The sequence below is a fragment of the Proteus columbae genome, assembly GCF_009914335.1.
Classification (GTDB): Bacteria; Pseudomonadota; Gammaproteobacteria; order Enterobacterales; family Enterobacteriaceae; genus Proteus.
Genome location: NZ_CP043925.1, coordinates 2,002,663 through 2,028,467 on the forward strand (window position 1 = coordinate 2,002,663; position 25,805 = coordinate 2,028,467).

The following is a 25,805-nucleotide window of genomic DNA, read 5'->3' on the forward strand; positions in this document are numbered from 1 at the left end:
GGAGTTCTCTATGCATCTATTTCGATCATCATTAGTAATGTTATTATTACTCACACTAATAACTGGGCTGGCTTATCCTTTGCTTGTTACAGGATTAGCTAACCTTATTTTTCCATGGCAAGCGAATGGCTCGCGGATCTATCAAGATAATAAACTTATTGGCTCTGAACTGATTGGGCAACAATTTACGCGAGATGATTATTTTAAAAGTCGTCCATCAATAACAGCAGAAATGCCCTATAACAGCATGGCATCAGGCGCTAGCCAATTAGCATCTTCAAATCCATTATTGCTTAATGAAGTCACGAAACGCGTTCAAATGTGGCAAAAAGCGGTTGATAATGATCAGGCTGTTCCTGTTGATTTAGTGACCGCATCAGGGAGTGGACTTGATCCTCATATTTCATTACAAGCGGCCTATTACCAAGTTGAAAATATTGCACACTCGCGTCAACTCACTAAAGATGAAATTAAGCAATTAATAAAAGAGAATACGATAACACCATTAATCTCATTTTTAGGTAAGCCCGTGATTAATGTCTTTAAGCTTAATCAGGCACTTGATAGATTAAGTGCCGAAAAACACAAAAGAGTGAGTGTTCAATAAAATGGAACATGACCAACAATGGCAACGTCCCTCACCCGATGATTTACTCGCATCAACGCGAACAACAACTCGTGGACGACTAAAAATATTTTTTGGGGCTTGTGCAGGCGTAGGGAAAACTTACACCATGCTGCAAGAAGCTCAGCGCCTCCACCAGCAAGGTATTGATGTGCTTGCTGGTGTTGTCGAAACACACCAAAGACAAGAAACGGCGGCATTACTTCACGGATTACCTTTATTGCCGCCACAACGTATTCATCATCATGGTAGAAAGCTTGTCGCATTTGATTTAGATGCCGCATTAGCCAGACACCCAGCGGTGATCTTAATGGATGAGCTGGCATTTAGTAACCCTCATAAATGCCGGCATCCTAAGCGTTGGCAAGATGTGGAAGAGCTGTTGGATGCAGGTATTGATGTACTTGCCACAATAAATGTGCAACACATTGAAAGTCTTAATGATATCGTGGGAAGTATTACAGGAATTCGTGTCCAAGAGACGATCCCTGACTATATTTTTGATAGTGCTGATGAAGTGGTTATGGTGGATTTACCGCCTGATGATCTACAACAACGTTTGCATGAAGGCAAAGTATATCTAGCTGGACAAGCAGAACGTGCCATCGAACACTTTTTTCGTAAAGGTAATTTAATCGCACTACGAGAATTAGCTTTACGCCGTATGGCAGATAGAGTTGATACACAAGTTAAAGAGTTTCGAGATAGCCAAGGAACAGCTCCTGTTTGGCACACCACAGATAGTCTGATGGTATGCCTTGGTGCTCATGGCGGTAACGACAAATTAGTTCGCACGGCAGCGCGTTATGCTGCCGCCTTTGGTTGCCAATGGCATGCTATTTATGTTGAAACCCCTAAACTTCATCAAATTGGAGAGCATAAACGCCGAGCTATTTTGCACTCGCTAAAACTGGCACAACATCTAGGTGCAAGAACCGCGATCCTTTCTGATAACCAAGCTGAAAAAGCGGTGATCCGCTACGCCAGAGAGCATAATCTTGGAAAAGTGATTATTGGTCAACGTGCTTACCAAAAATGGCAATGGTTAAAACGCTGGATACGGATGCGTTTTGCAGAAAAATTAGCACGTTATGCACCTGATCTCCATGTTATTAGTGTTGTTCTCAATGATGAGGACATTCGTTATAAAACCAAAACAGCACCACTGCAAAACGATAAATGGCGACAAGAAATAAAAGGCTATTTAACAGCGATTGGATTATGTTTAGCGATCACCTTATTCTCTCGCACATTTCTATTAGCACTTGATAAAGCCAATTTAGTGACACTCTATTTATTGGGTGTTGTATTAATTGCACTCTTTTTTGGTCGTCGCCCTTCTATTTTTGCAGCATTAATCAATGTCATTAGTTTTGACTTATTTTTTGTACAGCCCCACTTTTCGCTCGCTGTACTCGACATGCAGTATTTGATCACTTTCACCGTCATGCTTATTGTAGGATTAGTGGTCGGTAATTTAACTGCGGGTATGCGTTATCAAACTCGTGTCGCCCGTTATCGAGAACAACGCACTCGCCACTTATTTGAAATGACAAGAGAACTGGGTCGAGCGGTAACGTTACAAGACGTTGTTCGTACCAGTTACCATTTTTTATCAAGTGCGTTTGATGCCAAAGTTTGCTTATTGCTTCCCAACAAACAAGGTGAATTAACACCTTTTTATGCGCAAGGTATGGGGCATTTGCCTATTGATAATGCAATTGCACGTTGGTGCTGTGATAAAGACCAAATTGCTGGTGCAGGCACAGATACTCTACCAAGTGTGCCTTATCAATTGCATCCGATTACGGCATCTCAACAAGTTTTAGCTATTTTAGCGATTGAACCGAATAATCTTCGCCAACTGCTGATCCCTGAACAACAGCAGCTATTGCAAACTTTTAATGGTTTGATTGCTAATGCACTCGAGCGATTACAACAGGCTGAAATTGCAGAACAATCTCGAATTAACATCGAACGAGAACAATTAAGAAATGCATTATTGGCTGCGCTTTCTCATGATTTAAAAACACCGCTTACTGTTCTTTTTGGACAATCAGAGATTTTACTTCTCGATTTAAGCGCTGAAGGTTCATCTCATACAGAACAAGTTAGCCAAATTCGACAACAGATCCTTACCACCTCACGCTTGGTCAATAATTTACTTGATATGGCACGTATTCAATCTGGCGGCATTCAAGTGAATTTACAATGGAATTCGTTGCAAGAAATTACAGGAAGTGCCATTCGTTCTCTCTCTTATTTACTTGATAAACATCCATTAGAAATTGATATTTCCGCTGATTTATTGCTCTATTGCGATGGTAATTTAATTGAACGAGTTATCACGAACTTACTTGAAAATGCAGTGAAATATACAACATCAAGCACAAAAATTGGAGTAAGAGCCTATATTGAAGCTTCTAAAATTCATGTTGAAGTGTGGGATGAAGGCGATGGTATTCCAACTGACCAACTACAACTTATTTTTAATAAATTTTCACGCGCAGTAAAAGAATCCGCAATTCCTGGTGTTGGATTAGGTCTAGCAATATGTAGCGCGATTATTCGCTTACATGAAGGTGAAATCTGGGCTGAAAACCTTAATTTGTCTGAAAACCATAAAAAAGGTGGAGCAAGTTTCCACTTTGTTTTACCTTTAAAACCACTCCCTGATATTGATGAGATTGAAATAAAACAGTGACTCCATATAACATTTTAATTATTGAAGATGAAAAAGAGATCTTACGCTTTGTTCGGCTTGCTTTAGAGAACGAAGGATTTCGTGTTTATGAAGCCAATGAATGTCAACGTGGGTTAATTGAAGCCGCATCAAGAAAACCTGATTTAGTTATTCTTGATCTGGGTTTACCTGATAAAGATGGACTGTGTTTTATTCAAGACTTTCGCCAATGGAGTAGTACACCCGTTATCGTACTTTCAGCGCGAGATTCGGAACAAGAGAAAGTGAAAGCGCTTGATGCAGGAGCGGACGACTATCTGACTAAACCCTTTGGCATCAGTGAACTACTAGCCAGAGTCAGAGCATCACTACGCCGTTTTGTTAAACAAGAAACACAGAGCACACAATTTACGTTTGGCGATATTACAATTGATTGGGTTAATCGTATTGTTACTCGTCAAAATGAACCCGTTCATTTAACACCAACAGAATTTCGTTTGCTAAGCGAATTGGTTAATAACAGCGGTAAAGTGCTCACTCAACGGCATTTAATGCAACATGTTTGGGGACCTAATTTCGTTGAACATAGTCACTATTTACGTATTTATATGGGACATTTACGCCAAAAACTAGAAACCGATCCCGCATGTCCAGTGCATTTAATGACAGAAACGGGGATCGGCTATCGATTTATGCCTTAACTAAAGGTTATTAGAGAAAAAATTAAGGTTAATCTATCAATTAATCAATTTTCTTGTTTATACAATATATACATACCTAACTCACGTAAGATCTCACCTGACCATCAAGTAAATGCTAATCTAAAATTTCAACGATAGCCGCACCCACTTTGGTATCATCCGAGTTAGTTACATTAACTCTGTAGTAGTAAAATGATCGTTCGGGTGCTTGAACCATAATCGTGTCATTGGGTTCAACCCAATATGTGGTATCGGGATAAAAAACATGTGATGGTGGTGCCCAGTAATTCACAACTTCTAATTTCGTTTCGCCATTATTAGTAACAATTACACTTTTAGTAACTGTTGGAATGATAGGCTCAGCATCGTCCCATACTGTAACTGTTTCCAAAGGTTGAATAACATAATTAGTCGACATAACGCGTATCCTTAACTGTTTTTATATAGACTACTGACATATTGCATCGCAAGTTCATTATTATATATTGCTGAAATCGCTATCCCGCACATTTGATGGCCAGATGATTGTATATATCCTGCAACATCAGAGACCACATACATGGAGTTAATTGAAAATGGGCTGAATAAAGTGACTTCTTGTATAGAGTCATCATCAGGATGCTGACCTGCTACCATTGTATTATTAAGATTAGTGGTAAACTCAATTTGTGAAACAAAAGATTCCGCTCTCACGGACACCTGATTAATAAACTCACCACCATCAACATTAATACTCATTTTGTTTTGTCCAACATTAAATGAGTAATTGTTATTTGGCGTCATACCCATTTCATATTGTTCATCAGACCCACTACAGGTAAACATTAACCCAGTAGTTCGATGTGACACTGACAGGTCTGTATAAACATCGATAAAATTAATATAGCCATCTGGATAAGATGTCGGGTCCTGATATAAAGATCCCTGGATGTTTGTAGAAGGCATCATTGAGTTATCAGCTACTTCAGCAAATGCCATAGGCACTGAGAAATTTTGCCCGTCTAGGCTTATAAGCTTATAGAAAGATCCAGCTGCCATGACTGGAACGTAGTAATTTTCCAGCGGTGCAGGCGCATTATAGTCTTCATAATCCCCTGACCATAATTCATTAAATAAAGACACGCTTGTTTCATAATATAACTTAACACTAAAGTAGGTCTGTATGTTGTTAAGATAAGTACTGCCTATTGCCGAATTTATTGGAGATAAATAACTCTTGGAGCTTTGAACATCAGATTGAAGCAATGACTTTAATTGATTAACTTGATCTCGACTTAATCCTAATTCATTAGAGTATTTAATCCCTTCAAGATATAAGGCAATTTTTAAATTCATAGCGGCGACAAAAAGTGGAGCAAATGCATATTTGAAATTAGTCCCTTTTATTTTGAAGTTTTCTTCAATTCCAATTATATCTACAACCACTGTCATCAGTTCAGGGCCAGCAGTATCATACTGAGCATTAATTAACTGGTCATTGATAAATGATACTTTATCCTGAAGCTCATTTACTGCGGCCACAAGGCGATTCCAGTCGTCCTCTTGAATATCTTCATTAATAAGGCTTTGTACTTCCTGTTTAATCGTGCTCCATATATCTTCCTTATCTGTTGGCCATAAAAGGCCAAAAATGGTGCTTAGCACACCTCCGACCACTGGGATCTGACTGATACCATAATGTATTATCGCACCGATATCAGATAAACCATCATTAAGCTTAAGTGTAGATGACATATTTAACCTCTTAAGTTATAGCAATGATAAAAAAACAGAATGAGTGATTTAATGTGTTTTCTCTCGATTAGTTTCCACCCTTGCCAGAAACTAATAAATTAAAAACCAATAAGAAAATCTTATCTTTTATAGTGCGGATGTACATAACTTTTCAAAGGGAAATGTAATAAATCTAACGCAAGGCAAAGTTTCGCAAGTTATTTCTATTATTTTCTTATGTTTCAGTGACTATTCCTAAAAATAGTCTATGGTTCGTTTAGGCAGTCTCTTAGCATTAAGGTGTCATCAGGGACGCTGTTGGTTAGCCAAAAACCCACCATCATTTTACTGTTCTCTTTGAGTATCACAGATTGACCTTTAGTTGTTGCATTACCATTAGGTTGTGATTCTAAGCGTGTATATCCGACTTTATGTCTATATTTAATAAAACACCATCAGGATTAAAAACAAAATGCTGTTTACTTCTATCTATTGTTAAACCAGTTTTATTATCTAAAAAACGTTGATGCCAAAATAACAAATTATCTCTAATTGGTTTAACATCCATTATATCTATGCCAATTTTTTATTCTTTATTAAATTTCCTTTCTACTATTACTTTTTTTAATATCTTTATTATTCTCATAAAATTAGCCTTATTAAAAATAAATTTAACTCAATCAATAAAAATATATAAACTATGTTATTCAATTAATGGATAAAATCCTTTGTTAATGAATTTTATTTAACGCCTTTCCTTAAATAGATTATTTACCTTCGTGAATATTATTTATGAAATCTCATCGTTAAATAAAAACACCAACATTAAATAATTAAATTAATAAAAAACCTATTCCCTTCTATATTTAATAATAGAAGAAAATAGGTTAATTTATCGATTAATATTTAAATTTATTAAGCCATTGCCGAAATGGTTTTTCTAAAACGTAATAATGCTAATGAAAAAAACACAGAGCCAATAACAATTAAGATAATGAATTGTGGCCACACAATCGAGAAGTCAGCACCACGATATAAAATAGCCTGAGCTAAGCTAACAAAGTGTGTGGTTGGCATTGTTTGCATTACATCCTGTACAAACTGAGGCATACTTTCTCGTGATGTCATCCCTCCTGATAACATAATTAATGGCAACAATACCATAATCATCAATAAACCAAATTGAGGCATTGAACGAGCCATTGTTCCTAAAAAAATGCCTATCGAGGTTGTCGCAAATAAGCTTAAAGCAACACCACACATAAACAATAAAATAGAACCTTCAATAGGCACATGAAGTAAAGATTTCACGACTAATACTAACGACATGGCTGATGCCAATAATACAACCAATCCCATTGACCATATCTTAGAAAGCATTATTTCAAAGGGAGTTACAGGCATAACCAATAAGTGCTCAATAGTGCCATGCTCTCGTTCTCTTATTAATGCTGCTCCTGTTAATACTATCGCTAACATAGTGATATTATTGATAATTGCCATAACAGAACCAAACCAAGATTGTGTCAGATTCGGGTTAAAACTCATTCTAACTTCCAAATCAACAGGCAGTGGATCGTTGGTTCTATTTTTCGCCAAAAAAGTTTTTGCTTCACCCATTACAATACTTTGAATATAGCTATTACCTAAGAAGGCTTGGCTCATTCTCGTTGCATCAATATTAACTTGTATTTCAGGTTTTCGACCCGCTAAGAGATCACGCTGAAAATTAGGCGGAATATCAAGTGCAAAGGTATAAGTTCCTCTATCTAAAAAACCATCAATTTGTTCAGGAGTAATATCGGCAGGAGGTAAGAAATAAGGCATATAAAAACTATTTACAATACGTGCAGATAACTGTGATTTATCCTGATCAGCTACGGCTATCGGTGCGTGATGTAACGAGCCAGGTGTAACAGTCGCTGATGAGTAAATTGATACAGTAAAAGCAAACACAATTAACGCTAGCATAGCTTTATCACGAGATAAACTACGTAGCTCTTTTACACCTAAATTAAACACATTTTGGATTGTTTGCCACATTTAAGCCTCCTGCTTTTTCAAGAAAAAGACACTCAACCCAATAACAATGGGGATAGTGATAAGCAAAGGAATAAAAGACCAAGGTAAATCAAAAAGGTTTAATCCCTTAGAGAATGTCCCTCTTGTGATAGTTAAAAAGTGAGATGTAGGATAAATATGCCCTATCCATTTACCTATACCTTCCAGTGACGAAACAGGATCAATCATTCCTGAAAATTGCGTTGCTGGAATTAAGGTAATAATTGAAGTACCAAAAATAGCGGCAATCTGACTATTCATAAAGCAAGAGATGAGTAATCCCATTCCAGTGGCTATAGTGATATAGAGCAATGCGCCTAAAGAAAGCGTTAACATACTCCCTTTAAAACTCACCCCAAACACAAAGACCGAAAGCGCACAGAGCATAAAAAAGTTAAACATACCCAATAAGATATAAGGAAATTGCTTACCTAACAGAAACTCTGCTTTGGTGACAGGTGTAACATAAAGGTTGATAATAGAACCCAGCTCTTTTTCACGAACGACGCTTAACGCACTTAACATTGCGGGGATCATCATTAATAAAAGAGGAATAACTGCAGGTACAATGGCGGGTAAACTTTTTACATCTGGATTATAACGATAGCGGGTTTCTATATTAATAGGTGACAATTTATCAACCACATTAGTGGGTTGACGCATAGCCATATCAAGCATCCATGTTAAATGCATTGCCTGAATATAACCTCGAACAGTTTCAGCCCGGTTAGGCATTGCACCATCAATCCAGACACCTATTTTTACAGTGTGACCTTTAGCAACATCCCGCGCAAAGTTAGGTGGAATTTCAATCGCAACCGTAATATCACCACTACGCAACCGCTTTTCCAACTGGTCATAATCGGTGATAGGTGCCTTTTCAATAAAATAACGAGAGCCTGAAAGGTTTTGGCTATATGCCTGACTTAACCCTGTTTTATCTCTATCCATAATACCGAAGCGTAGATTTTCAACATCTAAACTAATACCGTAACCCATAATAAACATCAAGATCACCGTACCTAATAGCGCTAAAGTAAGGCGTACCGGATCTCGGCGTAATTCCATACCTTCACGAATACTATAACTAAATAAACGCCGTAAGCTAAATCGTTGCTTTAACGCTTTTTCTGCACTTTCATGACTAGATGCTGGAAGTTGTAGGCTTTTTTCATCAAGTTCAGGTGCTTCTTGTTCACCTGATGCCTTTTTAAGGTAATCAATAAAGACTTCTTCAAGCGTATCAAATTGGCTATTTTTAACTAAATTTGCAGGGGTATCTGTGACTAATACTTTACCAGCATGCATCAGTGACATTCGATCACAACGTGCCGCTTCATTCATAAAGTGAGTTGAGATAAAAATAGTGACACCGTCACGTCTTGATAGGTCAACCATCAAATTCCAGAACATATCTCGCGCAATGGGATCAACCCCTGAAGTTGGTTCATCTAATATCAACATTTCAGGTTTATGGATAACAGCGACTGCGAGCGACAAACGCTGACGAATACCCAATGGCAAACCATCGGGCATCATTTCTTCAACATCCGTTAAATTAAAACGCTCACTCATTTCCTTTACACGTTGAGGAATTTCCTCTTCTGGAATATGGAAAAGCTTAGCGTGTAATTCAAGGTTTTGTCGTACAGTCAATTCGCTATAAAGTGAAAATGCCTGAGACATATAGCCAACACGACGACGAGTTTCGATATCTTTAGGATCAACTTCTTGACCAAATAACCAAGCTCGCCCTTCACTCGCTTCGAGTAAACCTGTCAGCATTTTCATAGTAGTTGATTTACCACAACCATTCGATCCTAAGAATCCAAAAATTTCTCCTTTAGGAATACGAAAGCTCACATGGTCTACTGCAACAAATTGCCCAAAACGCATGGTTAAATCTTGTGCTTCAATGGCGATAGTATCATCGTCACTTTTATCTCTTGGGGGGATAATCACTTTTTGGTGATCTTTCTTTTTTTCTTCTGGCAATAACTCGATAAAAGCAGCTTCTAGTTCATCAGTATGAGTTTGGGCTTTTAATTCATCGGCATGACCTGTTGCTAATATTTTTCCAGCATCCATAGCAACCAACCAATCAAAACGCTCAGCTTCTTCCATATAAGCAGTCGCAACTAATACGCTCATATTTTTTTGACGCTTACGTATACGATTAATTAATTCCCAAAATTGCGCGCGGGATAACGGGTCAACACCAGTAGTGGGTTCATCGAGAATAAGTAACTCTGGATCGTGAATAAGCGCACAACATAAACCCAGTTTTTGTTTCATTCCTCCAGAAAGTTTACCCGCGGGTCTATCACGGAATGGGGCTAAACCCGTACTTTCAAGTAAATCATTTATGCGTTCTGCCCGCTCTTGTTTTGATTGACCAAATAAACGACCAAAAAAATCCACATTTTCAAAAACAGAAAGTGTGTGATAAAGATTTTTACCTAATCCTTGAGGCATATAAGCAATACGAGGACAAACAGCTCTTCGGTGTTCAACATCATTCATATCACCGTTTAAAACAATTATTTGCCCTGTTTGAATTTCTCTCGCACCAGCAATAAGAGAGATCAAGCTCGATTTCCCTACACCATCTGGGCCAATTAGCCCGACCATTTTTCCAGCAGGAATAGCCAATGTCACATCATCAAGCGCTTTGGTATCGCCATAATGTTGGGATACATGAGTCAATTCAATGATATGAGAATGACTTTGCGTTCTCATTGTTTGACTCATTGCGGTAATTTCACCTCTAAATCAGTTGGCCAAGATTGGTTATTATCTAATCTAATATAAGCACGACCCGGTAATCCTGTTTTGACATATTCAAGATGTTTTTCAAGTAATTCAGGTGCAATACGCGCTCTTACACGAAACATGAGTTTTAATCGTTCATTATCAGTTTCAACAGTTTTTGGTGTAAATTGAGCGACACTAGCAACGTAGGTTGTTTTTGCAGGAATAACGATATGAGGTGCCGCATCTAAAATAATGTGAACTTCACTTCCTAATGCAGCTTTACCAGCAGCTTCTGTTGGTAAAAAGAACGTCATATAAACATCACTTAAATCGACCATATTTAATACACGACCACCAGCGCCTAAAACTTCACCAGGCTCTGCGACACGATACTGAACACGACCATTACGCGGTGCTTTTAAAATACTGTCATCCAATTCTGCTAAGATGCGTCTTTCGGTTGCCGTTGCAGCATCCACTTTTGTATTAGCTTGAATGATCCCCGCTTTTGCCGATTCTATTGCAGCAATGGTTGCGGTTTCTTGAGCTTTAGCTGCTTCAACCGCCGCTCTTGCTCCTTCTGTTCTTGCAATATCATCATCTAATTGTTGAATAGAAATAGCATTAGTTTTTACTAATGCACGAGAACGATTAAGTCTTTTTTGTGCAGCATCAAGCTCCGCAATACGTTGACGAACAACTGCCTGAGCTGCAAGTTGTTCACTTTTACGTTGTGATAATGCAGATTGTGCAGTGACCACACTGCTTTTTGCTTGGTTTAATTGAGCTTGAACTTCATGAAGTTGTTCTTTAAGGGTTCGAGTGTCCATGTTTGCTAACACTTCACCCGCTTTAACAAAATCACCTTCTTGAACTAAAATAGAGTCTATTCTTCCCGGACTCTTTGTTGAAATATCGATTTCTGTTGCTTCTATTCTCCCATTACTTTGAGCAAATCCTGAAGGAAGAGTTGGCGCTTGAGATTTCCACCAAAAAATTCCCGCGGCAACAACCGCGATAAGAATGATGCTATAAACAAAAACACGACTCTTTTTTTGATTTTTCATATAAATTATTTAACCTTCCTTTAGCCATAAAAGAATACCAAAAATATGTTTATCCGCTGTATGTAAGAAAATAGTTAAATAATGAGACGTCTTAAATTTTTATTTTTTATTTATATTTAAAAATAGTTCATTTGTATTGATAAAGCTAATGCACTCACTATAAAAAAACAAAATATTAGATGCTAACCTTATGAATTATAAATGTTATGTTATTATAATAGAGCCTTAACTCAAATTAATGTAGTACTTTTATCACATAATCCACCATCTATTTTTGATTATTCGAGGAACCACACAAATTGTATATAGAAAACCTGTTTTCGTTACATTAAAATACAAATGAAATAGTAACATTTAGTTATTACATATTAATCAATATTAAAGTAACACTTAACCTTTTGATGAAATTTCAATTCATAACTGAATTATTACCTAATTTAAAATGATAAAAATTGTATTTTTTATATTATTTAATAAATTTTATATTTTAAATTTCATCATATAAAATAAAAACAAAAAATAAAAATAGCATTATTATTTTTGTTTTTAAAAAACACTATTAGCTACGTTTTATATTTATTCCCTTCATTTAATCAAGAAACATTAAAAATACGCAACACTTTGATTTATCTATTTAAAAGAAATAAGAACAATAATAACAACCGTCTATTACATGATGAAGATCGATAAATTAAAAAGAAAGTTGAGTGTTCAGACCACTTACACTTTAAACTTTTTATATAGTGATTATTGCAGTTAGTTATCAAAGTTCTTTGATGTAGTTAATTAGAATTTAAGATCAAGATCGTAAAATCCATATGATGATACCACGTCAATTTTAATTAAAAAAAAGAAGGGTTATATGAATAATATTAAGTATAAACTCGCTACAATAACACTTTGCACACTGTTTGCTACCTCTGTTTTCGCAAATACTGATACCCCTATTCGCCTTGTAATTCATGGTGGTGCAGGAACAATTACTAAAGACACCATCACACCAGAACAAGAAAAAGAATATAAAGAAAAACTAACCGAGGCATTAAATGCTGGATATGCTGTTTTAAATAGTGGAGGTACCAGCATAGAAGCTGTTCAAAAATCCATTAATGTGATGGAAGATTCCCCATTATTTAATGCAGGGAAAGGTGCCGTTTTTACCCATGATGGTCGTAATGAACTTGATGCTTCTATTATGGATGGTAAAACCCGTAAAGCTGGCGCTGTTGCGGGTGTAACTACGGTTAAAAATCCAATTAACGCAGCCATTGCAGTGATGGAAAAAAGTCCACATGTTATGATGGTTTCTAATGGTGCTGATCTTTTTGCTAAAGAACAAGGACTTACAATTGTTGATCCTTCCTATTTTAGAACTGAACATCGTTGGCAACAACTTCAAAAAGCAATAGAAAAAGAACAAGTCGTTTTAGATCATGATGGTAAAACAGCTGCTCTTTTTGTTGATCCTATGATGTACGATTATAAATATGGCACCGTGGGTGCAGTCGCTCTTGACCAACATGGCAACTTGGCGGCAGGAACTTCTACGGGAGGAATGACAAATAAGCGCTATGGTCGAGTTGGTGATTCCCCAATTATAGGTGCGGGTAATTATGCTGATAATGAAACCGTTGCTGTATCTGCAACAGGATCTGGTGAAATGTTTATCAGAACATTAACGGCATTTAATATTGCGGCCCAAGTTAAATATAAAAACTTACCTTTAGAAGAAGCAGCTCAAAATGCACTTGATGAAGTTAAAGCGATTAATGGAAGTGGTGGTGTTATCGTATTAGATAAATCAGGCAACTATACAATGAGTTTTAATTCTGAAGGTATGTATCGTGGCACAATTGGTAATGATGGAAAGCCAGTTGTCGCCATTTATAAAGAGTAAATTTAAACGATTATTTTTCTATTTCGTACCCAATATTTATGTTTGATCTTCTCCTTTTCTAAAAAGAAAAAAGATAAAAATATTGGGTACGAAACCCATAATATAAGCCTATTCCCCCCTTATTTCCTGCATTCTATCTTAAATCTATTTAACGTTATCTTTATCATTAACGCGTTCCGATTATTATTCACCCTTAAAAAGCTTACTTAATAAACGATACGATGGTAAAACATACAAGATCGATTCTACTTATTAAAATGATCCTTTGAAAAAGTAGCTTTTTTCTTTTTTGGATCTGTTAGAATATTCATCATGGTTATGTTGATTTAATAAGGAAATCACTGTGGAATTTCACCACGACGATCAGGATTTAACACCTGAAACATCGCTAGTGTTGTCTGAAAAACAAGCAATATTGGATCTGAATGCAACATTCACCTCGCCTGCTCATACTAATCCTGCAATGGCATATTTAATGAGTTTAGGTTCAAAACGCAGTCGTCAAACAATGGGATCGTTTCTAACAATTGTTGCCAAGATGATCGGTTTTTCTTCTCTTAAAAATTGCCAATGGGGAGCACTTCGTCGTCATCATATTCAAGCAATTATTGATATGTTGTCTGATGCCAATAAAGCCCCCGCCACTATCAATACTTATCTTGCTGCCTTAAAAGGTGTTGCTTTAGAAGCTTGGGCAATGAAACAAATGGATACTGAAAGTTATCAGCATATCCGCCAAGTTAAATCGGTAAGAGGAAGTCGGTTACCCAAAGGGCGTGCACTAACTAGCAGTGAAATTCGTGCTTTATTTAGAAGTTGTGAAAAAGACAATTCATCGAAAGGTTTAAGAGATGCCGCAATATTAGGCGTGCTATTAGGTTGTGGATTACGTCGCTCAGAAATTGTGGCTCTAAATTACGAACATATTCAGTTTCGTGATCAAGCCTTTATTGTCAGAGGTAAAGGTAATAAAGAACGCATGTCTTATATGCCTGATGATACTTGGGATCGCGTTCAATTATGGATCGATGAAATAAGAGGTACTCAAAATGGTGCCCTTTTCACTCGAATTCGTCGGTTCGATGATGTTACTGATGAGCGAATAACCGACCAAGCCATTTACTATATTTTAGAAATACGCCAACAAGAAAGTGGTATTGATAAATTTGCTCCTCATGATTTGAGAAGAACGTTTGCTTCTGCAATGCTTGATAATGGTGAAGATATCGTCACCGTAAAAGATGCAATGGGACATGCCAGTATTATGACAACTCAGCGTTATGATAGACGCGGAGATGATCGACTAAGAAAAGCAGCTCGACATTTACGTTTTTAGTTTTTATTCTGAAAAATACCCAATTTAATAAATTAAATTGGGTATTTAAATTAAGCTTATTTTTCAAACATTCTGTTTTGTTACAGTTTATCTGAAAGGTGGTTCGTTAAACGTTCTTAACTTGCGAGAATGCAGTTTATCTTCTTCTTCTTTTAATAGCTCAATCGCTTGAATACCAATTTGTAGATGTTCTGATACTGCACCTTCATAAAAATGATTAGCCTGACCGGGTAATTTAATTTCACCATGTAATGGTTTATCTGATACACACAATAAAGTGCCATAAGGAACGCGAAAACGATAACCTTGTGCAGCAATTGTGGCACTTTCCATATCAACAGCGACAGCGCGACTTAAATTAAATCTTCTTGCTGAAACGGAAAAACGTAATTCCCAGTTGCGATCATCCGTTGTAACAACAGTTCCCGTTCTTAATCTCTGTTTTATTTCATGCCCTGGTTTACCACTAATCATTTTCGTCGCATCATAAAGTGCACGTTGTACTTCCGCAATATTGGGGATAGGAATATCAGGAGGTAAAACGTCATCTAAAATATGATCATCACGTAAATATGCATGAGCCAAAACATAATCACCAAGTTGTTGGCTTTCACGTAGCCCGCCACAATGACCAATCATTAACCAAACATGAGGGCGTAAAACCGCTAAGTGATCGCAAATTGTTTTCGCATTTGAAGGGCCAACGCCAATATTCACTAATGTTATTCCGGGACCTTCTTTAGCAATTAAATGATAGGCAGGCATTTGATATTTCTTCCAAGTTAAATCAGAAATTAACTTTTCAGGATCAACGGTTTCCGCCGTAATTTGCTGAAATCCCGCACAAGAAAGTGCGCAATATGCGCTATTCTTATCTGCAACTTGTTCGCAAGCCCAACGAACAAACTCATCAACATAACGATTATAATTTGTGTATAAAATATAGGGCTGAACGTCTTCAGGTAATGTACCTGTATAATGTTTTAAACGCGCCAGTGAAAAATCAGTACGCAATGCATCAAAATGAGAAAGTGGCAACACTTCCCTATCACAAATTAAGCCGTCGGTAATTTCATCACCGATTTTAGACAAGTCAGTTGTTGGAAAATATTTTGCTAAAGAGGCACTCATCTTTCTATCAAAGCCAATGCCTGTTCCATCAATGACAAAAGGATAAGGAATTTCTTGTTTTGAAGCGGTTACTTCAAAAGTAGCATGATAGGCATCAGTAATAAGTTGCAGTTGTTCTGATAAATAATTTTCAAATAAAGCTGGATTAGTAATCGTTGTTGAATAAGTACCCGACCGAGATAAACGTCCATAAGCTCTCGTTTTATCTTCTGTTTTTACTTCCCCTGACCAATATACCGTTAATTGAGGATAGGAAAATAATCCTTCAGCTCTTTGTTTTACATCGGGTAATTTTCCATCTTGAACATAATCAATAATGGCATTGCGTAATGCATCAACAGCATTTTGATATTGTTGTTTTAACTCGATGATAATTTTTTGAATTTCAGGTTCATGAGGTTGTGGCATAAAAAGAGCCTCTTACTTATTATTGGTTTGTCTACATAATAGCAAGAAGCTCTGTTTAGCCCAATTAAGATTTTAACAAGTCATATTCAATTTTACTTTTTTCAGGAATAACGGTCAGTTTTTTTACTGCATTAGGATTGAATTCAAATTGAAGATTTATACATTCTGTTAATAAATTAAACCTTTTTTGTTCATAATTAAATTTATCCCCAATACAATCATCCATTCTTTTGTTTAATTCATTAGAGTATTGACCTAATGCCTTATCCATTTTTTCTTTGGTTAATTTTCCCTCTGTAAAATTTTCAGCGTATAAGTCCATAGTGTCTCTATCAAAGCTATTGATAATATAGCTAGATAATGAATTTATCTCCTCAATATTTTCCTCTGTAATATCATTACTATATTTCACAGTGATAGTATATTTATTGTCATTACTTTCTATATCTACATTCATACGTCCATTAATCGGTGAATACATAGTCGCGATAGGGTCATATTTTTCGAAACTATTTTTTATTATTTGGAAAACACCCTGATTCAATAATTCAAAAATAAACATCTTGTCATCTATATTTAAATTTTCTAATTTTTTATCTAATGACGTAATACTGGTTATATTCTCATTATTATATTTTAATGAGTATCTTGGTATATCAATTTTCACTATATTTATCAATTTATTATAATTATCATTTTTTGAGACACACACTGCATCAGTCAAATTAGAAATCAATTTAGCACTATCTAATTCAACAGAATAATTTTTTCTATTGTTGTTTAAATATTCTAATTTTTCTCCCAATGATTTTTTTTTAAACTCATCAATATAAAATCGATCACTTTTATTTTTATTATCAATACATTCCATAAGAATCGCTCTAAAAGCGATAAATTTTTCTTCATAATTTACATTATCATTTTTTATGGCTGATAACTTCGAATAGTTATTAATGAAGCTTTCCAAGTCTTCATTTCCATAATTTTTCAAATTAAGATTCAATTTATTTTCTATATTCTCGAAAAAAGGTTTGATGTCGAATTCAGTAGCTATGGAGCTATCTTGAAAATTAATTTTATAAACGATATGATCATCAACTACATTAAGTTTAAAGTTGTTTTTATATTGCCCATCAGCTAAGTTACGCAATTCAAAAAAATACTTATTTTTATCTATAATAGATATATCTTTATCAAAATAGATATCACGTATAAGTGTAAGTGCTTTTTTTTCATTACTCAACCCTAGCCAATCTTTTATTTTTTCCCAAATACTCATTGCATCAGATGGTTTATGAGTATCCTCTAGTTTAGTTAGCTTTTCTTGGCTTATTTTTGCATTTGAAACATTTATAATCATAATTATTTACTCCATCCATAAAAAATCAATAAAGAGTAAATATAAGAAAGAAAATAAATTTTTAATATAAAGAAACGACTTTATTTTTAATGAATATTTTCATATAAATACATGCTTTTAGAAATCAAGATGATAAAAAGCTTAATATAATAGGTAATGTAATCGCAGCAAACATTGTTTGAGAAGTAATGATCCCCGCCATAAGTTCAGAATCCCCGCCTAATTGTCTAGTTAAAATATAAGAAGTGGGTGCCGTTGGTATCGAAAAGAAGATAACCAAAAGCATCATGACTAACGGAGATAAATCTAAAAAGTAAGCAACGCTATATGCTACTATCGGCACAATAAGCAAACGAGTAATCGTATTTACTCCAATCATTTTACTTTCAGCTTTTAGCGTCGAAAGATGTAATGCTGCCCCTATACAAATAAGCCCCAAAGGTAAACTGGTTGCAGCTAATAACTTCAAAAACTGATCGCTACCAAAAGGAAGCCCAACTCCTGATAGATTTATTATGATCCCAATAACACAAGAGATAATTAAAGGGTTTTTTATGATAGGTAATATTAGTTGACGCAATGTCACATTTTGCCCAGCGGTTAAACAAAGAACCGAAGTGAAATTTGATAGAGGAACCAGTGTTGCTAATATCAAGGCGGCTATTCCTAATCCTTCAATACCAAATAAATCAGCGACAATTGCTAAACCTAAATAAGTGTTAAATCTAATATTACCTTGAACGATCGCACCAAAGCGCCCAGCAGACCAACCTGTTATCTTTTTCAAAATAACACACAAAATAGTGACAATAATGACTACAGAAAAAATAGCCCCAGCGAGGTGAGATAATTGAGGATCGGATAAAGGAGCATTTGCCAAGCTATTGATCAACAAAGCAGGAAAAAGTAAAAAATAGTTAAGTTTTTCAGCTCCCACCCAAAATGCAGGCTCAAAAGTTTTATTTCTTCTTAAAATTGCACCTAGCGCAATTAACGCAAATAGCGGCCATAACGTTAATAACACATTTTGCATAATATTTATCCTAGAGATATCGTTATACTTTACAATATCGTAACATCATGTGGATTACCATTTTATATAATTAATATAAAAGCTAATTCAAAAAATGATAAAAATAAATTTATACCGCATTTTAAGAATAGCTTTTTTATTATTAGTCTATTATAAAAACCATCCTTTAAAGATGATTAAAATACAAACAGCTAATCTAAATCAATACACATGCGGTAACAAGGTAAATTTGCTTTTGCTAAATCAGAATAGTAATCACGTTCTTCTAATACTTTAAAACCCTGTTTTAAATAAAATAATACTGCATTAGGTGTGGCATCTAAAAACAACTTGGATTGACCTCTCTTAATTGCCTCATGTTTCAGCTGTTTTAAAATTAGTCCTGCAAATCCTTTTCCCATGTATTCAGGTAATGTAAAAATGGCCTCAGCAAAACCAGTTTTAACATCTAAAAAACCTGAAGCAACAGGAATATTGTATTCTTGATAATCAATCACATAAAATGGATTTTCAATAATAGCCTGCCGATATCCTTCAGGCATTTTATCAGGAGTCCAAGCGGCTAAAATCTCTGATGGATAAACATTCTCACAACCAAATCGCAACGCTTGATTTCGTAAATACCATAACCTTCTAGCTTCTTGTGGTTCAGCGAGTCTAAGTTGAATCATACTCATTTCCATCTTATTCATCAGAATTAACCGCCTCAAATTAGTGAAGCAATTTATTCTAGTAATGCTTTTTAAATTTTAATTTTTTAGTGTTACTTTTTTTAAGGGCGTGATATGTTTTTGAAGAAGGAATAATGTAAGGAAATCTTATGCCTAATTCAACATTGCCTTCATCATTAAGAAAAACCTCCTCTTCTGTTGCTGGTTCTCCACTTCCTTTTTATTATCGATTCATCTCGAGTGCAATTAGAGAAATCTACTTTTCCAAAATTTCACTTATTTACCCTAGTAGATCTCAAGCTGAAAATACACATCCAAAGTTAATTCTATGTAGTCATCGGAACAGTGCATTTGATGGTTATGTGGCATTAAAAGCATTTCCCGAAGCTCAAGCTTTAGCATCAATACAATTATTAAATAGTCGGTTAATGAGACTATTTTTTACGGGTATTCCGGTAGTTAGAAAAAAAGATAGACAGCGTTTGGGTATAAATACAAATACTTTTTCAAGTCCTTCAGAGGCCGCGATTGCACATATAAAAGCAGGTGGAGATTTACTTTTATTTCCAGAAGGTAGTAGTGAGTGGGGTTTTCAGCCATTACCCTATCAAAGAGGGGCTGCCAGAATTATCAGAACATTAATCAGTGAGGGAGTGGTATTTGATATTATTCCTATGGGATTATTTTATATAGCCCCCGATAAATTCAGTTCAAACGTTGAGGTTTATATTGGTGAGACCATAAGTATAACATCACAACAAAACAATTTATCGATTAGGGAATGGGAGCAAAATATTCATAATGAGATTTCTATTTCATTAAATAAAGTTTCTGTTAACTGTCCTACCGTTGATATTTTTGAAAAAGCATCAAAGCATGCTTTTATTAAAAATAAAGAGGGATATTCTTACTCAGGATCCTTTATAGAATATCAAAATAACCCATATCAAGCCGATCAAGATAATCAAAATATAGAGAAATCTTCTATTTTAACTTGGCGTTATATTTCATTTTTATTTATGTATATTTTATTTCCAATATTACTATCATCACTTATTGCGTCTCATTTTGCTGATGCTCGTAATACCATTAGCTTTTTCAAAATATTAGGTGGTGCAATAGCAACTGCAATTTGGACTCCCATCTTAGTCATGCTCCTATTCTATTTCCCCATATTTATTGATATAAGTTTAGCCAGTGCACTATTCGGTTTTATCTTAATAAGGAAGAAAGGCGCTCAAATATGTTAACTACAAAAGCCAGGATGCTTTTTAACCATTTATTTTCTCTACAATTATTTATTATTTGGGCTTTGGGAACTTATGGAAGTTGGTTAACTAATGCGACAGAAATGTTGTTCCCCATATTTTTAGGCTTCTTTTTATGGGTATTGCTCATTTTTATTGGATACAAAACACAAAAAGCAACCTCTCATTCTAGATTCTATTGGTTTGGTTTATTACAACTAATTGTTTGTTGGACTATTTTCCCTCTATTTAAATCGATTCGCTATGGTTTATACCAATGGAGTTTTGATGATATTTTATATAATCTAGACAAATTCCTATGGTTTGGAAAAAGTTTGCCCGAATGGGCAATTTCTTTACAGTCTGGCTGGCTAAGTGAATTTCTTTCTTTTTGCTATTTTAGTTTCTACTTTTTGATTATTGGTAGTGCCCTTTTCTTCTTTTTTAGCCGAAATAATACACTGGCTAAAAACTATTTTTTCGGCTTAATGCTAATGTATTTTTGGGGCTTTATTGGTTACTTCTCTATCCCTGCAGCAGGTCCTTACTCTGCTTTTCCTTCTGACTTTAACTATCCAGTTTACCCTGGTGCAATGACATTATTTCTAACTGATCTTGTTGACAAAGGGATTACAGGAATGGATGTTTTTCCTTCATTGCATACAGGGATCACGCTTTATATTGTTGGTTTTTTCTATTTTTCAGGTTATCGAAAAATAGCGTATTGTTTATCTCCTATCTTAATAGGACTTATTTTGGCAACTGTCTATTTACATTACCACTACGGCATTGATGTTGTTGTCGGTACATTACTTGCATTATTAGTGCTTTACATCACTTGTAAAAATAATAAGGTCGAATATGGAACTCATTTATAAAATTAACGAGCCTATTGCTTCTGAAGTATCTATTAGTGGAGGTAAAGGCGCGAGTTTAGCAAAAACAATTCAGTCACTGCCTGTTCCTGATGGTTTAATTCTATCTTGCCAAGCTTATCAGTTATTTATCACGCCATTACTATCTGAAATTAATTGCTTATTATCAGAAAAAAAACAAGAAATTGAAGCCGTTAGTAAAAATATTCGCCATTTAATTTTACAAGCATCTATGCCAGAGGACTTAATTCATTCTTTAAGTTCAAGATTAAATGAGCTCCAATTAAATAATACCGCTTTGGCCGTAAGATCTTCAGGAACATTAGAAGATATGCCAGGAGCCGCTTTTGCAGGGCAACACGATACTGTATTAGGTGTTAAAACACTGCCTAATTTATTAGATGCTATTCGCCAATGCTATGCATCTTTATGGCACACACACGTTATGCTCTATCGTCAGCATTTAAATTTACCCCATACTCAAGCATCGATGGCTGTTGTGTTACAAAGAATGATTAACGTCCAAGAAAATGAAGCAGCAGGAGTCGCTTTTTCTGTTGATCCGGTTCAAGGCTCTCTGTCAACTGTATTAATTAATGCAGCATTTGGATTAGGTGAAACCGTCGTTGCAGGTGAAGATCCTGTGGACGAATTTCTTATTGATAGAAAAAGTTTCGCGTTAAAACAAGAAACAATAGCTCAAAAAATAAATGCCATCGTTATGGTTGATAATGGCACTAAAATCTTACCTCTTGCTTCTGCCCAACAATCCATGTCTTCATTGACAGCAGAACAATGCAAACAAGTTGCGGAGCTTGCTATTTCAGCGGAAAGATATTTTGATTTTCCACAAGATATAGAATGGGCATTTCATGATGGAAAATTGTGGCTTTTACAATCACGCAATGTGACACAAATCGCCCCTATTTGGACAAGAGAAGAATCGGCAGAAAGGTTCCCTAATCCTATCACGCCATTAACATGGGATATGTGTGAAGCTGGTTTTCACTCATCATTAAATTTTAGCCTTAATCTTATGGGGCTCCCTTCATTTAATGGTAAATGGTTCGGGATGCAAGATTATTATATTTATGGCAACCAAAATGCGGTTTCCCTGTATAGTAATCGTCTCCCTACTTCGATGATGAATGATTTACCTACCCTATTAAAATCTTTGCCTGAAATTGCACAAAAATTCAGTTGGGTGCAGGAATTGCCTATTACTTGGATGCGTGACTTAGATAAATATTTAATCTCTATTGGCGCATTGATGAATGAACCATTGCAGGATAAAAGCTTGCCTCAATTATGGGATTATGTGCAAAGAATTAATAAGTTAGGTGCTGATTACTTTTTACCTAATATTGCCATATCCTTAACTCAGCGCTCACTCTATTCCGCATTAATGGCATTGCTAAAACTCTTCTTTAAAGAAGAAAAATATGCACATACAGCATTCGATAATTTAATTGCTATGTCTGAAACTAAAACTGGGCAAGTGAATGCGGAACTTTGGACTCTTTCTCGCTATGTGCGTCAGCACCCTCAACTTCTCAAACTTATAACATCCATTGTTCCTGAAAGCATTATGCAAGAAATTGAGGTATGTGATCCTCATTTCCACCAGCAATTTACCTTATTCTTAGCTAATCATGGTCATAGAGAATTAGATTTTGATGCATATCATCCTACTTGGTTAGATGCCCCACATATTGTATTAACTCAAATTAAAGCAATGGCAGACTTAGCAGATGATAAACAAACCGATGATCCATTAGGTAAAAAAATTCTGCAGTCAGAAACGGAATTTTCAATTATCTCTGATGCACCAGAAGAGTTGCGCTTTTTCTTACAAGAGATTATTCGATTAGCTCGTGTTTATACTGCACTTGATGACTTAGAACATTATCAAACAACTCGATTAGCTTTACCTATGCGTCGCGGATTAAAAGCATTAGGAGAGCGATTGGTTATTCGTAGCGTCTTAGATTGCCCAATGGATATTTATTTTGCTAATGAAAAACCTTTAGCTGATGCAATTCTTGCAGATAATCCTACTGAGTGGAATCAGTTACGTCATCATATATACCAAAATAAGGCGGGATATCTAAAAGCAAAATCAGTCACACCACAATGGATCTATGGTGAAGATAGTTGTAATGCACTAAATACAAATGAGCATCAATTAAAGGGACTAGCTGGTAGTGCAGGTATTGTTGAAGGTGAAGTTTATCTTGTTTATGGCCCAGAGAATTTTGCCGAATTTCCGCAGAATGCCATTTTAGTTGCAAGAACAACTAACCCTGCTTGGACAGCACTTTTTTACCGTGCATCTGGCATTATTACAGAAAGTGGTGGGCCATTATCTCATGGTGCGGTTACTGCTAGAGAATTGGGATTACCCGCAGTAATGGGTGTTCGCAATATCTTAAATATTTTAAAAAATGGGCAAAAAGTAAAGGTTGATGGACAAAAAGGTATTATAGAAATCTTATCTTAATTATTAAGCAGAAAAAGCATCTTTCAGATGCTTTTTCTGCTTAATACTATCAATCTGTCTTTTAACTGATTATTTTATTTTTTACTCTCTTTGGCGTCTTTATTAGTATCAATATCGACTTTATAAGCTGATGGTGCAAATAAAGCAACCAACCCAGCGATTAATAATATAGAAAGCAACACCATTAACATAGATGGTGCATTAAATAATAAATATGGTGTTAATAAAATAGGACTAGCCGTTAAAATAAGTGAAATAATAATAGGATAGCCTATACCTATATCTCTTATTCGTTGAGATAAAATAAGTGTAAATATGTAGACTTGTACTATTAAAAACACCATTTCTATTAGGCCATATGGTGTAAAAGAAAATTGATAGTAAAAATAACTTTCGGTAATTGACTCCATTTTTTCGGGGTAAAGTTCTATATACCATCGATCAGCTAAGTTTTCTGCAATAGAAAAGAAAATTGTCCAAGCAATTTCTAAACCTAAAAAAGAGAGTCTCCCACGTCTTTGTTGTTTCCATTGATAAGCAAGTTTAGCTTGCATAATAAATCCCTTCATTTTTAAATGATAATTTAATCCGTTTAATCATAATACACTTAATATCTTTATCAAAATAATGTATTAGTTTAAAAAATACTGCTCTTTTATCGATTAAATAAAAGAGCGGATATTATTATTAAAAATTAAAACATTCCACTTGAAAGAAAAATTAAATTATCAATAATCATCTAACCTGCTTATTGATCCACTTAATCTCTTCATTTGTGAATCGAATATTGCTTTCTTTAGTTGTATCAGTATCTAACAAGATTTTATCTTTAATTAATTTACTGACAGGCGCAATGATATTGAAATGGTCACCATTTTTAATATTATATATTTTTAATGGAATATTATGCACCATTGCAACCGCTCGTAGTTCATTAAACTCATTCCAAAAATAATCACGTCCTTCAAAATAGAAAGTTGGTGTTTTTATTGATTTAATATAGCGATATACAGAGCGAACATTAAACTCTTCTTCGTTATTTCTATCAAAAGGCAATTCAACTATCATATCACCTTCAGCTCTTAATTTAAGATCAGGTATTCCGCCCAAGGAGAAAATGGCTCTAAATTTGTCACTATATTCACTCGCTAATAATGCTCTAGTTCCTCCCGTACTATGTCCAACGACATAGATACGTTTAGAGTCAATATAAGGCAGTGAGGCTAAATATTCTCTCGCTGATTCTAAATCTTCTAATTCGCCATAAAACATTTCATAACGACCAGGGTTAGTATTTTCACCTCGGAAAGATGGGATCATCAACACCATATTGGGATCACGAAAAGTTGCACCTGTTTGGTCATTATCAACTGGTTTAGGTTGCCAAAAATAATCATCACCACCAATTCCGCCGTAGCCTCCATTTAACCAAATTACAGCAGGTAATTTCATTTTTTTATTTGCTGGAGGTGGTGTTAAATAGGCATACATATCTCCTGGTTTTGCCGAATATTTAATCACATTAAATATTTCTGGTGGTGCTTCCCAAGGCGGATCAATATTATCAAAACTGTCGTTTATAATTTCTGTTTTAAAGCGTTGATGCGCTTCATATAAAGTTTCATCACGCACTTCAATATCTGCGTTGACAGAAAAAGAACTAGCACATAGCAGGGAAAAAAATAGCGCAGGAACAACTTGTCTAAAACATATTTTATTTATATTCATATCAACTTCCCTATA

Annotated in this window: 19 protein-coding genes; 8 read left to right on the forward strand and 11 right to left on the reverse strand. The window is 35.3% G+C overall.

What is annotated here, in order from left to right:
• Nucleotides 1–10: 10 nt before the first annotated feature.
• The 3 genes from kdpC to kdpE are packed head-to-tail and all read left to right on the forward strand — an operon-like array spanning nucleotide 11 to nucleotide 4,009.
• Entirely contained in the window at nucleotides 11–607 is a 597-nt protein-coding gene (gene kdpC / locus F1325_RS09650) for a potassium-transporting ATPase subunit KdpC (protein WP_160230372.1), read from the forward strand.
• A gap of 1 nt (nucleotide 608) precedes the next feature.
• Entirely contained in the window at nucleotides 609–3,329 is a 2,721-nt protein-coding gene (gene kdpD / locus F1325_RS09655) for a two-component system sensor histidine kinase KdpD (protein ID WP_160230373.1), read from the forward strand.
• Nucleotides 3,326–4,009 (forward strand): two-component system response regulator KdpE, encoded by a 684-nt coding sequence (gene kdpE, locus F1325_RS09660; RefSeq protein WP_109372293.1) that lies wholly within the window; start codon nucleotides 3,326–3,328, stop codon nucleotides 4,007–4,009. The genes kdpD and kdpE overlap by 4 nt, the downstream gene beginning before the upstream one ends.
• A gap of 115 nt (nucleotides 4,010–4,124) precedes the next feature.
• Here kdpE and F1325_RS09665 read toward each other — a convergent pair whose 3' ends face one another.
• The 5 genes from F1325_RS09665 to F1325_RS09690 all read right to left on the reverse strand — a co-directional run bounded on the left by F1325_RS09665 (nucleotide 4,125) and on the right by F1325_RS09690 (nucleotide 11,604).
• Nucleotides 4,125–4,427, reverse strand: a complete 303-nt coding sequence (locus F1325_RS09665) for a hypothetical protein (protein WP_100158295.1) — start codon at nucleotides 4,425–4,427, stop codon at nucleotides 4,125–4,127.
• A gap of 11 nt (nucleotides 4,428–4,438) precedes the next feature.
• The gene (locus tag F1325_RS09670; protein WP_160230374.1) at nucleotides 4,439–5,743 is read right to left on the reverse strand and encodes an insecticidal delta-endotoxin Cry8Ea1 family protein; all 1,305 of its coding nucleotides are present in this window, start codon (nucleotides 5,741–5,743) and stop codon (nucleotides 4,439–4,441) included.
• A gap of 894 nt (nucleotides 5,744–6,637) precedes the next feature.
• Nucleotides 6,638–7,765, reverse strand: a complete 1,128-nt coding sequence (locus F1325_RS09680) for an ABC transporter permease (RefSeq protein ID WP_109372291.1) — start codon at nucleotides 7,763–7,765, stop codon at nucleotides 6,638–6,640.
• Entirely contained in the window at nucleotides 7,766–10,522 is a 2,757-nt protein-coding gene (gene rbbA / locus F1325_RS09685; protein WP_196564148.1) for a ribosome-associated ATPase/putative transporter RbbA, read from the reverse strand.
• Between the two features lie 8 nt (nucleotides 10,523–10,530).
• Nucleotides 10,531–11,604: an HlyD family secretion protein gene (locus F1325_RS09690; RefSeq protein ID WP_160230376.1), complete on the reverse strand. Its 1,074-nt coding sequence runs from the start codon at nucleotides 11,602–11,604 to the stop codon at nucleotides 10,531–10,533.
• Nucleotides 11,605–12,466: 862 nt separating this feature from the next.
• Between F1325_RS09690 and F1325_RS09695 the strand changes: the two genes are divergently transcribed.
• Entirely contained in the window at nucleotides 12,467–13,501 is a 1,035-nt protein-coding gene (locus F1325_RS09695; protein WP_109372288.1) for an isoaspartyl peptidase/L-asparaginase family protein, read from the forward strand.
• A 343-nt stretch (nucleotides 13,502–13,844) separates the two neighbouring features.
• Nucleotides 13,845–14,837 (forward strand): tyrosine-type recombinase/integrase, encoded by a 993-nt coding sequence (locus F1325_RS09700; protein ID WP_160230377.1) that lies wholly within the window; start codon nucleotides 13,845–13,847, stop codon nucleotides 14,835–14,837.
• An 87-nt stretch (nucleotides 14,838–14,924) separates the two neighbouring features.
• Here F1325_RS09700 and F1325_RS09705 read toward each other — a convergent pair whose 3' ends face one another.
• The 4 genes from F1325_RS09705 to F1325_RS09720 form a co-directional block, all read right to left on the reverse strand.
• The gene (locus F1325_RS09705) at nucleotides 14,925–16,376 is read right to left on the reverse strand and encodes an AMP nucleosidase (protein ID WP_160230378.1); all 1,452 of its coding nucleotides are present in this window, start codon (nucleotides 16,374–16,376) and stop codon (nucleotides 14,925–14,927) included.
• A 64-nt stretch (nucleotides 16,377–16,440) separates the two neighbouring features.
• Entirely contained in the window at nucleotides 16,441–17,736 is a 1,296-nt protein-coding gene (locus F1325_RS09710) for a hypothetical protein (RefSeq protein WP_160230379.1), read from the reverse strand.
• Between the two features lie 124 nt (nucleotides 17,737–17,860).
• On the reverse strand, nucleotides 17,861–18,769 hold the full coding sequence (locus F1325_RS09715) for an AEC family transporter (protein ID WP_160230380.1): 909 nt from the start codon (nucleotides 18,767–18,769) through the stop codon (nucleotides 17,861–17,863).
• 191 nt (nucleotides 18,770–18,960) lie between these two features.
• Nucleotides 18,961–19,446, reverse strand: a complete 486-nt coding sequence (locus tag F1325_RS09720) for a GNAT family N-acetyltransferase (RefSeq protein ID WP_109372345.1) — start codon at nucleotides 19,444–19,446, stop codon at nucleotides 18,961–18,963.
• A gap of 143 nt (nucleotides 19,447–19,589) precedes the next feature.
• Between F1325_RS09720 and F1325_RS09725 the strand changes: the two genes are divergently transcribed.
• The 3 genes from F1325_RS09725 to F1325_RS09735 are packed head-to-tail and all read left to right on the forward strand — an operon-like array spanning nucleotide 19,590 to nucleotide 24,062.
• Nucleotides 19,590–20,690: a glycerol acyltransferase gene (locus F1325_RS09725; protein ID WP_160230381.1), complete on the forward strand. Its 1,101-nt coding sequence runs from the start codon at nucleotides 19,590–19,592 to the stop codon at nucleotides 20,688–20,690.
• Nucleotides 20,684–21,565, forward strand: a complete 882-nt coding sequence (locus tag F1325_RS09730) for a phosphatase PAP2 family protein (RefSeq protein WP_160230382.1) — start codon at nucleotides 20,684–20,686, stop codon at nucleotides 21,563–21,565. Before F1325_RS09725 ends, F1325_RS09730 begins: the two co-directional genes overlap by 7 nt.
• The gene (locus tag F1325_RS09735; RefSeq protein WP_109372281.1) at nucleotides 21,549–24,062 is read left to right on the forward strand and encodes a PEP/pyruvate-binding domain-containing protein; all 2,514 of its coding nucleotides are present in this window, start codon (nucleotides 21,549–21,551) and stop codon (nucleotides 24,060–24,062) included. The genes F1325_RS09730 and F1325_RS09735 overlap by 17 nt, the downstream gene beginning before the upstream one ends.
• A gap of 74 nt (nucleotides 24,063–24,136) precedes the next feature.
• Here F1325_RS09735 and F1325_RS09740 read toward each other — a convergent pair whose 3' ends face one another.
• Together F1325_RS09740 and F1325_RS09745 are read right to left on the reverse strand one after the other, a co-directional pair.
• A complete protein-coding gene (locus tag F1325_RS09740; RefSeq protein WP_109372280.1) occupies nucleotides 24,137–24,616 on the reverse strand; it encodes a hypothetical protein in 480 nt (159 codons plus the stop codon).
• A 181-nt stretch (nucleotides 24,617–24,797) separates the two neighbouring features.
• Nucleotides 24,798–25,790, reverse strand: a complete 993-nt coding sequence (locus F1325_RS09745; protein WP_160230383.1) for an alpha/beta hydrolase family protein — start codon at nucleotides 25,788–25,790, stop codon at nucleotides 24,798–24,800.
• Nucleotides 25,791–25,805 lie beyond the last annotated feature (15 nt).